Source organism: Stenotrophomonas sp. (assembly GCF_031995405.1).
GTDB lineage: Bacteria > Pseudomonadota > Gammaproteobacteria > Xanthomonadales > Xanthomonadaceae > Stenotrophomonas.
In genome coordinates, this window is record NZ_DAMAGC010000159.1 from 1 (window position 1) to 7877 (window position 7877).

Consider the following 7877-nt stretch of genomic DNA (forward strand, 5'->3'; position numbering starts at 1 on the left):
TGTCCTGCTTGATGCGCGAGAAGCTCCAGCCGGAGTTGACCTGGGCCAGGTAGAACCGCAGCTGGTCGTCGGGGATGCGACGGCCATTGGTCTGGTCGGCGTATTCCTGGGTGATCACCCGCGAGCGGTCGCTGGAGGACAGCTGCGACAGGTTCTCCGGCGCGTAGGCGCGGGTACCCATCTGGGCCTGTGCGGCCGGGGCGCTGCAGCCCAGTGCCAGGGCCAGGCAGACAATGGTAAGACGACGGTTCATGGCGACATCCCCTTGCGGTCGTTGGTGCGCGGACTATAGGAACGAGGCAGGTTCAGGGCGCGTGATGCCCGCCGGACGGGCCGCCGGACAAGGCCGGGAGGGTGCCGACGAAAGCCGATTTGCCCCGGCGCAGCCTACGCCGCAGAATAAAGGGCTGTCCGGCGCAACGTAGTGCCGGCATTCTCCTGCGGAGCTTTACCCCCATGCGTACCCACTTCTGTGGCCTGGTCGATGAGACCCTGATTGGCCAAACCGTTACCCTCGCCGGCTGGACCGACGTTGCCCGCAACCAGGGCGGCGTGTGCTTCATCGATCTGCGTGATCATGAAGGCATCGTGCAGGTGACGGTGGAAGTCGATAACGCGGCGGTGTTCGCCGTGGCCGCCAGCCTGGGCTACGAGGACGTGCTGCAGGTGGAAGGCGTGGTGCGCGCGCGCCATGCGGTCAACGACAAGATCCGCACCGGCAAGGTCGAAGTGATCGCCACGGCCATCACCGTCCTCAACAAGGCCGAGCCGCTGCCGTTCCACGCCCACGAGAACCCCGGCGAAGAGACCCGCCTGAAGTACCGCTACCTGGATCTGCGCCGCCCGGAAATGCAGCGCATGCAGCGCACCCGCATCAAGCTGGTGCAGGCGCTGCGCCGCCATCTGGACGCCACCGGCTTCCAGGACATCGAGACCCCGATCCTGACCAAGGCCACCCCGGAAGGCGCGCGCGACTTCCTGGTGCCGGCGCGCATGCACCCGGGCGAGTTCTACGCCCTGCCGCAGAGCCCGCAGCTGTTCAAGCAGATCCTGATGGTGGCCGGCTTCGACCGCTATTACCAGATCGCGCGCTGCTTCCGCGACGAAGCCCTGCGTGCCGACCGCCAGCTGGAATTCACCCAGCTGGACATGGAGTTCGCCTTCGTCCGCGAGCAGGACGTGCAGGACTTCGTGGAAAGCATGATCCGCGCCATCTTCAAGGAAGTGGTCGACGTGGAGCTGGCCGCCAGCTTCCCGCGCATGACCTGGGCCGAGGCGATGCGTCGCTATGGGTCGGACAAGCCGGACCTGCGCATCGCGCTGGAGCTGGTGGACGTGGCCGAGCTGGTCAAGACCAGTGAATTCCCGGTGTTCACCGCTGCGGCCAACGATGCCGACGGCCGTGTCGCGGCGCTGCGCATCCCGGGCGGCGCTACGCTGAGCCGCAAGCAGATCGACGAGTACGCCGCGCACGCCGCCAAATACGGCGCCAAGGGCCTGGCCTACATCAAGATCGCCGACAACGGCGAAGTCAGCTCGCCGATCGCCAAGTTCTTCAGCGAAGACGCTTTCGCCGCACTGGTCGCCCACGTCGGCGCCGGCAACGGCGACATCGTGTTCTTCGGTGCCGGTGGCTACAACAAGGTGTCCGATTTCATGGGCGCGCTGCGCCTGAAGGCCGGCAAGGACTTCAACCTGGTCGCCGCCGGCTGGGCGCCGCTGTGGGTCACCGACTTCCCGATGTTCGAATACGACGAGGAAGCCCAGCGCTACGTCGCCCTGCATCACCCCTTCACCGCCCCGGCGGTGGACGACATCGCCGACCTGCGCGCCAATGCCAGGACCGCCGTGTCGCGCGGCTATGACATGGTGCTCAACGGCAACGAGATCGGCGGCGGTTCGATCCGTATCCACCGCTCGGACATGCAGAGCGCGGTGTTCGAACTGCTCGGTATCGGTGCTGAAGAGGCCGAGGGCAAGTTCGGCTTCCTGCTCGACGCCCTGCGTTTCGGCGCGCCGCCGCACGGTGGCATCGCCTTCGGCATCGACCGCATCGCCGCGCTGATGGCCGGCACCGAGTCGATCCGCGACGTCATCCCGTTCCCCAAGACCACCGGCGCGCAGTGCCTGATGACCGGCGCCCCGTCGCCGATCCCGGACGAGCAGCTGGCCGAAGTGCACGTCCAGGTCCGTCCGCGCAAGAACTGATCCGTACCTTTCACCAGGAGAGCCAGGCAATGAGCGAGTTCGCGTTTTCGCTGGAGTGGGAAAAGCTGGGCAATGAAGGCGCCGACGCCACCCTGGTGACCGAGCGCGCCCGCGTGTTCGGTGGCTGGCTGGTGCGCGTGGGGACCAACCCCGCGGCCATGGCGCTGACCTTCGTCCAGGACGGCGAAGGCCGCTGGGATGGCGAAGACTTCGGCGTGGAAGACTACGAGGAAGACGAGGAAGACGACCTCGACGAGGACGAAGAGGACGAGGAAGAAGGCGACGAGGAAGACGAGGAAGAGTACGAGGACGAGGAAGAAGAGGAGGGCGACGAGGAAGAAGACGCCCCCCACGGAACCCAGGCCTGAGGCCTGCCCCGGAGCCCGCCATGTACGCCATCCGTCGTGCCACCGTCGAAGACGCCCCGACCCTGTCGGTGCTGGCTACGCGTACCTTCGTGGAAACCTTCGGCCATCTCTACCCGGCGCAGGACCTGCAGGGCTTCCTCGAGGAAGCCTATGCGGTCGATCGCCAGCGCGTCATCCTGGGCCACCCGGACTATGCGGTGTGGCTGCTGGAACGGGACGGGGTGGCCGTCGGCCATGCCGCCGCCGGCCCGTGCGGCCTGCCGCATGCGGACGTGCAGCCCGGCGACGGCGAGCTGAAGCGCCTGTACCTGATCAAGGACGAACAGAGCTGCGGTTGGGGCAGCCGGTTGCTGGAAACGGCGCTGGAATGGCTTGAACACGACGGCCCGCGCACGCTGTGGCTGGGCGTGTGGTCGGAGAACTTCGGCGCGCAGCGCTTCTACGCCCGCTACGGGTTCAGCAAGGTGGGTACCTATGAGTTCCCGGTTGGCAGCGTGCGCGACCTGGAATTCATCCTGAAACGTGCCCCGACCCCGGCGCGCTGAGTTTCATCCCTTCCAGCCCCGATCCGCATGGACCGCAACGGCTTCACCCGCCGTTGCGCGGTCCATTCGTCTAATGGCCTTGTTTCCCCCCGCAGGTCCCACGTCGGAACGGCTAGGCTGAGTGCATGAATCCCCCTGTTTTACTGCTGCACGGCATCTGGAATGCACGCGCCTGGGTAGGTCCGCTGGCCTGGCGGTTGCGTGCCCGTGGCTTCTCCGTGGATACCTTCGGCTACGCCAGCGTGTTCGGCGGCCCGGATGTGGCCGTTCCACAACTGCTGCAGCGGCTGAAGGACAGCGGCCCGGTCTCGCTGGTCGGGCACAGCCTGGGCGGCCTGGTCGCCCTGGAGGCGCTGCGCCAGCAACCGGACCTGCCGGTCTCTCGGGTGGTCTGCCTGGGCTCGCCGCTGCGCGGCAGCGGCACCGCCCGCTCGCTGGCCGAGCACGGCTGGTCGCTGGCGCTGGGCCGCAGCAGCGACTTGCTGCTCGATGGCCTGCCGGCCTGGGAGGGCAGGGCCCGGGTCGGGCTGATCGCGGGGTCGGTCCCGCACGGGCTGGGCAGCCTGCTGGGCGCGATCGGCGAGGCGTCCGACGGCACCGTGGCGCTGGATGAGACCCAGCTGCCGGGCCTGGCCGACCACTGCGTGGTCCCGGCCAGCCACAGCGGGCTGGTGTTTTCCCCCGAAGCGGCGCGCCAGACCGCCGCGTTCCTGCGCGATGGCCACTTCTGCCCCGACCGGGCCGCCCACGCCGCCTGAGCCCTGGCGGCGGTCGGCACCGCGACTAACACGGTCGCGGGGGGCGATCAGGTAGAATCCGCGCCCTGTTCCTCACGCAAGCACGGAAATACCCATGGGTAGAGGCCCCTCCATCGAGAACCGCAAAAACGCGTCTGACGCGAAGCGCGGCAAGATTTTCACCAAGATCATCCGCGAGATCGGCGTTGCCGCGCGCGGCGGTGGAGGCGACCCCAACAACAACCCGCGGCTGCGCGTGGCGATGGACAAGGGCCTGGCCTCGAATATGTCCAAGGACGTGATCGAACGCGCCATCAAGAAGGCCACCGGTGAACTGGAAGGCGTGGAATACGAAGAGATCCGCTACGAGGGCTATGCCCCCGGTGGCGTGGCCGTGATCGTGGACTGCCTGACCGACAACCGTGTCCGCACCGTGGCCGATGTCCGCCATGCGTTCAGCAAGTGCGGTGGCAACATGGGGACCGAAGGCTCGGTGTCCTTCATGTTCAAGCGGGTCGGCGTGCTGCATTTCGCTGCCGGGGCCAATGAAGAGGCCGTCACCGAGGCGGCCATCGAGGCCGGCGCGGACGACATCGTGGTCTATCCCGAAGACGGCGCGATCGACGTGCTGACCGCCGCCGACGCCTATCACGCGGTGAAGGATGCGATGGAAGCGGGCGGTTTGAAGCCCGACCACGCCGAGCTCACCTTCCGCGCCGACAACGACATCGCGGTCGAGGGCGACACCGCCCTGCAGGTCAAGAAGCTGCTGGACATGCTCGAAGACCTGGACGACGTACAGGACGTGTTCTCCAACGCCGATCTCGGCGCGGACGCCTACGCCTGAGCGTGCGCTTCACCGGTCGCTTTGCGCGACCGGTGAGCGGACAATGCGGACCATGATGACTCCCGCCGTTCCCTGTTATCGCCGCCGCAGCTGTCCGTTCCGGGCCGCGGGCGGTCGTGTGCGTGCCGCATGACCCGCATCCTCGGCATCGACCCCGGTTCGCAGCGCACCGGGGTGGGCATCATTGATGTGGACGCCGCCGGCAAGGTGGTGCACGTGCACCACCTGCCGCTGGTGCTGCTGGGCGCGGACGACTTCCCGCAGCGGATGAAGCTGCTGGTGGTCGGGCTGACCGCCCTGGTGGAGGAATACCGCCCGGACGAGGTCGCCATCGAAAAGGTGTTCATGGCCCGCAACCCGGATTCGGCCTTGAAGCTGGGCCAGGCGCGCGGCGCGGCGATCTCGGCCGTGGTCATGCGCGACCTGCCGGTCAGCGAATACGCGGCCACCGAAATCAAGCTGGCCGTGGTCGGCCGGGGCGGTGCGGAGAAGCAACAGGTCCAACACATGGTCGGGCTTATGCTCAACCTGAAAACCAAGCTGCAGGCCGACGCTGCCGATGCGTTGGCCGTGGCCATCACCCACGCCCACGTCCGGGCCACGGCGCAGCGCCTGGGCGTCAATGCCCGCATGGCCTGGAGCCGGAAATGAGGAAAACTGCATGATTGGTCGTCTGCGCGGGATCGTGGCCTACAAGGCGCCGCCGTGGCTGCTCATCGACGTCAACGGCGTCGGCTACGAGCTGGAGGCGCCGATGAGCACCTTCTACGACCTGCCCGAGCTGGGCCGCGAGGTCACCCTGTTCACCCATTACACGCAGAAGGAAGACAGCGTTGCGCTGTACGGCTTCCTGCGCGAGGGCGAGCGCCGCCTGTTCCGGGATGTGCAGAAGGTCAGCGGGATCGGCGCCAAGATCGCGCTGGCGGTGCTGTCCGGGGTCAGCGTGGACGAGTTCGCGCGCATGCTGCAGGCCGGTGACATCACCGCGCTGACCCGCATTCCCGGCATCGGCAAGAAGACCGCCGAGCGCATGGTGCTGGAACTGCGCGACCGCGCGGCCAACTTCGGCGGCGGCGGGGCGCCGATCGCCGGTGCCGCGCCGGCCACCGACCCGGTGTCCGAGGCGACCGTGGCCCTGCAGCAGCTGGGTTACAAGCCGGCCGAGGCGGCGCGCATGGCGCGCGATGCCAACACCGACGGCGACGATGTCGCCACCGTCATCCGCAAGGCCCTGCAGGCCGCGCTGCGCTGACGCGCACGCTGCCTCTTCCCTGATACCGACCGCGTCCGCCCGGAGCCTCATGTCCACCTCTCCCACCCAGCACGACAGCGGCCACGCCGCGCACGGCCACGCGCCGGCGGCCGGCGGCATGGCGCTGATCATCGGCGCCATCGGCGTGGTGTTCGGCGACATCGGCACCAGCCCGTTGTATACGCTGAAGGAAGCGTTCTCCCCGCATTACGGCCTCAACAGCGACCACGACACCGTGCTGGGCGTGCTGTCGCTGGCGTTCTGGGCGCTGAACATCGTGGTCACGCTCAAGTACGTCACTATCATCATGCGCGCCGACAACGAGGGCGAAGGCGGCATCATGGCCTTGATGGCGCTGACCCAGCGCACCCTGCGCAACGGTTCGCGCTCGGCCTACGTGGTGGGCATCCTGGGCATCTTCGGCGCCTCGCTGTTCTTCGGCGACGGGGTGATCACCCCGGCCATTTCGGTGCTGGGTGCGGTCGAGGGCCTGGAGGTGGCCGCGCCGGGCCTGCATGCCTTCATCGTGCCGATCACCGTGGTGGTGCTGCTGGCGGTGTTCGCCGTACAGCGTTTTGGCACCGAGAAGATCGGCAAGCTGTTCGGGCCGATCACCTCGATCTGGTTCATTTCGCTGGCCGCCATCGGCATCTGGAACATCGTCGATGCGCCCGAGGTGCTCAAGGCGTTCAATCCGATGTGGGCGCTGCGCTTCTTCATGGAGCATGGCTGGCACGGCATCTTCATCCTCGGCGCGGTGGTGCTGGCGGTCACCGGTGGCGAGGCGCTGTATGCGGACATGGGCCACTTCGGCGCCAAGCCGATCCGCCACGCCTGGTACTTCTTCGTGCTGCCGTGCCTGGTGCTGAACTACCTGGGGCAGGGCGCGCTGGTGCTCAACAACCCCGAAGCGGTCAAGAACCCGTTCTTCGAGGCGGTGCCGGACTGGGCGCTGTACCCGATGATCATCCTGGCCACCATGGCCGCGGTGATCGCCTCGCAGTCGGTGATCACCGGGGCATTCTCGGTGTCGCGCCAGGCCATGCAGCTGGGCTACATCCCGCGCATGCGCATCACCCACACCTCGCACGACACCATCGGCCAGATCTACATCCCGGGCATCAACTGGGGCATCGCGGTGATGGTGATCGGGCTGGTGCTGGCCTTCCGCAGCTCGTCCAACCTGGCGGTGGCCTACGGTATTTCGGTGTCGGCGACCATGCTCATCGATACCCTGCTGCTGGCGCTGGTGGCGCGCGCGCTGTGGCCGACCTCGCGGTACTGGATCATCCCGCTGTGCGTGATCTTCTTCATCATCGACCTGGGCTTTGTGATCGCCAACGGCGCCAAACTGCTGCAGGGCGCGTGGTTCCCGGTGGTGCTGGGCATCGTGCTGTTCACCATGATGCGCACCTGGCGGCGTGGCCGCGAGCTGCTGCGCGATGAGATCCGCAAGGACGGTATCCGCATCGATACCTTCCTGCCCGGGCTGATGCTGGCCCCGCCGGTGCGCGTGCCCGGCACGGCGGTGTTCCTGACCGCCGACCCCACCGTGGCCCCGCACGCGCTGATGCACAACCTCAAGCACAACAAGGTGCTGCATGAGCGCAACGTGTTCCTGCACGTGGTGACGCTGCCGGTGCCGTATGCGCCGGAGGGCCAGCGCCTGAAGATCGAGTCGGTGGGCGATGAGTTCTACCGGATCTACGTGCGCTTCGGCTTCATGGAGACCCCGGACGTGCCGCTGGCGCTGATGCGCTCGTGCGACCACGGCGGGATCTACTTCGACCCGATGGACACGACCTTCTTCGCCAGCCGCGAGACGATCGTGGCCACGGCCAATCGCGGCATGCCGATCTGGCGCGACAAGCTGTTCGCGCTGATGCACCGGAACGCGGCCCCGGCGACCGGCTTCTTCCG

Annotated in this window: 8 protein-coding genes and 1 pseudogene; 8 read left to right on the forward strand and 1 reads right to left on the reverse strand. The window is 67.4% G+C overall.

Annotated features, from left to right (window positions below; all coding sequences use genetic code 11):
* Positions 1 to 253: pseudogene (locus tag RTO53_RS18470) on the reverse strand (hypothetical protein); the annotation flags it as partial.
* Between the two features lie 203 nt (positions 254 to 456).
* Here RTO53_RS18470 and aspS point away from each other — a divergent pair.
* From aspS to RTO53_RS18510, 8 genes are all read left to right on the forward strand, one after another.
* Positions 457 to 2208, forward strand: coding sequence for an aspartate--tRNA ligase (gene aspS / locus RTO53_RS18475; RefSeq protein WP_312239160.1), 1752 nt, complete (start codon positions 457 to 459; stop codon positions 2206 to 2208).
* A gap of 29 nt (positions 2209 to 2237) precedes the next feature.
* Positions 2238 to 2576 (forward strand): DNA primase, encoded by a 339-nt coding sequence (locus tag RTO53_RS18480; RefSeq protein ID WP_312239161.1) that lies wholly within the window; start codon positions 2238 to 2240, stop codon positions 2574 to 2576.
* A 20-nt stretch (positions 2577 to 2596) separates the two neighbouring features.
* Positions 2597 to 3121: a GNAT family N-acetyltransferase gene (locus tag RTO53_RS18485; RefSeq protein WP_312239162.1), complete on the forward strand. Its 525-nt coding sequence runs from the start codon at positions 2597 to 2599 to the stop codon at positions 3119 to 3121.
* Between the two features lie 125 nt (positions 3122 to 3246).
* Entirely contained in the window at positions 3247 to 3879 is a 633-nt protein-coding gene (locus tag RTO53_RS18490; protein WP_312239163.1) for an alpha/beta fold hydrolase, read from the forward strand.
* Between the two features lie 94 nt (positions 3880 to 3973).
* Positions 3974 to 4705 (forward strand): YebC/PmpR family DNA-binding transcriptional regulator, encoded by a 732-nt coding sequence (locus tag RTO53_RS18495; protein WP_256775477.1) that lies wholly within the window; start codon positions 3974 to 3976, stop codon positions 4703 to 4705.
* Between the two features lie 129 nt (positions 4706 to 4834).
* Positions 4835 to 5356: a crossover junction endodeoxyribonuclease RuvC gene (gene ruvC, locus RTO53_RS18500; RefSeq protein WP_256775476.1), complete on the forward strand. Its 522-nt coding sequence runs from the start codon at positions 4835 to 4837 to the stop codon at positions 5354 to 5356.
* 10 nt (positions 5357 to 5366) lie between these two features.
* Positions 5367 to 5957 (forward strand): Holliday junction branch migration protein RuvA, encoded by a 591-nt coding sequence (ruvA, locus tag RTO53_RS18505; protein ID WP_312239164.1) that lies wholly within the window; start codon positions 5367 to 5369, stop codon positions 5955 to 5957.
* Between the two features lie 118 nt (positions 5958 to 6075).
* A partial coding sequence (locus RTO53_RS18510) for a potassium transporter Kup (RefSeq protein WP_312239165.1) occupies positions 6076 to 7877 on the forward strand: 1802 nt, incomplete at its 3' end.